Origin of the sequence: Streptomyces sodiiphilus (assembly GCF_039529215.1) — a bacterium.
GTDB classification, from domain to species: Bacteria; Actinomycetota; Actinomycetes; order Streptomycetales; family Streptomycetaceae; genus Streptomyces; species Streptomyces sodiiphilus.
Genome location: NZ_BAAAMJ010000118.1, coordinates 1 through 1,721, shown reverse-complemented (window position 1 = coordinate 1,721; position 1,721 = coordinate 1). Strand labels below are relative to the sequence as shown.

Genomic DNA, 1,721 nt, shown 5'->3' with positions numbered 1-1,721 from the left:
CTTCCGCTCCTGCGGCGGCACGAGGATTCGAACTTGGGACCCGAGTTGGGTCCATCTAGTGCGCACGTTGCTGTTGGTGGATCTGGTGGAGGATGGTACGGACCTCGTCGGGGAGGGGGTCGGCGGCGGTGATGGTGTGGCCGCTGGCCTGGATTTCGATGGTGCGGTAGCGGCGCAGGGTGGTGACGAACTTCTTGATCGACCAGCTGGTGGTGTCCTCGATGAAGCGGGAGACGGCCAGGGCGGCGAAGACGATGGTCAGGTGGGCCTCGATCGAATCGCGTTTGTGGTGGTAGATCGGGCGGGCCGCTAGGTCGCTCTTGGACATCCGGAAGGACTTTTCGATCTGGAAGAGCCGGTGGTAGGCGGCGATGACGAACTCGGCGGTGGCCTCGGGGAGGTTGGTGACGTAGCCCTTGATCCCGGCCAGGGCCCGGGCCTTGGTCTCCAGGGTCCGGTTGATGCTGCGGGTGCCGCCGGTGAGCTTGACGAACCGGTTGCGCTTGACGGCCGTCTGGCCCGCGACCGCCTTCTCGGCCTTGGCGACCTGCTCGTCGATGCCGCGCAGGGTGCGCCGGGCCCGATCGGCCCGGTATTGGTAGTAGATGACCTGGTCACGCCGCCCGCCCGCGGGGCCGGTCGGCCAGGGCTGGGTGAAGATGTGCCCGTCGGGGATGGCCTCGTCGGGGTGGGCGGTGCGCCAGCGTTCGATCACGTAGGGCACCTTGGGGACCTTCGCGCCGAGGATGAACGACAGCCCCTCGGCCTCGATGGCCTTCATGTTCGACTCGGAGACCATGCCGGCGTCGGCCACGATCGTGACGTCCGGCAGTCGGTGGGCGGCCATGAACGCTCTGATCGAGGGCAGCATCGTGGTGGTCTCCGCGCGGTTGCCCTCGAACGCGTTGACCATCAGCGGGAACCCGGCCGCGTCGGTCAGCAGCCCGATGGTGATCTGCGGCTCCAGGCGGCGCTCCTTGGAGAAGCCCGATTCGCGAAAGCCGTCCCCGGCGTCGGTCTCGAAATACAGGGTGGAGACGTCGTAGAGGACCAGCGAGGCGGGCCCCAGGCCGGCCTGGCGGGCACACGCGGCGGACAGGGCCTGGCGCCAGGCGTCCGTGGCGAAGTGCGGCAGCCGACGGGTCAGGGTGCGATAGGAGACCGGCTCGACGCCGACCTCCTCCAGCACTCGCAAGGAGTCGAGCTTGCTGGTCGGCTCGATGATCCGCGCCAGTACCAGGTGCCGGAACACCTCATCGCCGCCGGTGGCCTCCTCGAACCCGAGGCGGCGATAGGCGCACGCGAGGGCGTCCCACAGGTGGCCCATCCGTGCCGAGGTGATCGGCAAAGGACCACCTTGCCCGGCTGCGGCGTTGTCCAGGCCCAGGTCCAGCTCGCCCTGACCGGCCGCCAGCCGCTGCCGGGCGGCAGCCTTGAGCAACTCCAGCTCGGCCTCGTCATGCGCGGAGCCGATGTGCTCGATGTCCCGCGCTCCACGACGCGAGGAGTGCACGATCTGCACCGCCCGAGCCCCCGAGGCGGTCTTCACGGTCCGGATGTACGGCGCCACCCGCACAGCCTACGGGCCCGGATTAGTGCGCAACTTCGCCATCAGACCATCGCGAACCCGCAGGTCAGCAAAACGACTTCACAGTCGATCAAGAAACATGTCCCAAGTCAGGTCAAAGGCGTGGAAGGCCATCCGACTCAGCTCCGGCTGG

At 68.0% G+C, this 1,721-nt stretch carries 1 protein-coding gene; it reads right to left on the bottom strand.

Annotated elements, in window-relative coordinates:
- Positions 1-55: 55 nt before the first annotated feature.
- A complete protein-coding gene (locus tag ABD299_RS24865) occupies positions 56-1,570 on the bottom strand; it encodes an IS1634 family transposase (RefSeq protein WP_425581423.1) in 1,515 nt (504 codons plus the stop codon).
- Positions 1,571-1,721 lie beyond the last annotated feature (151 nt).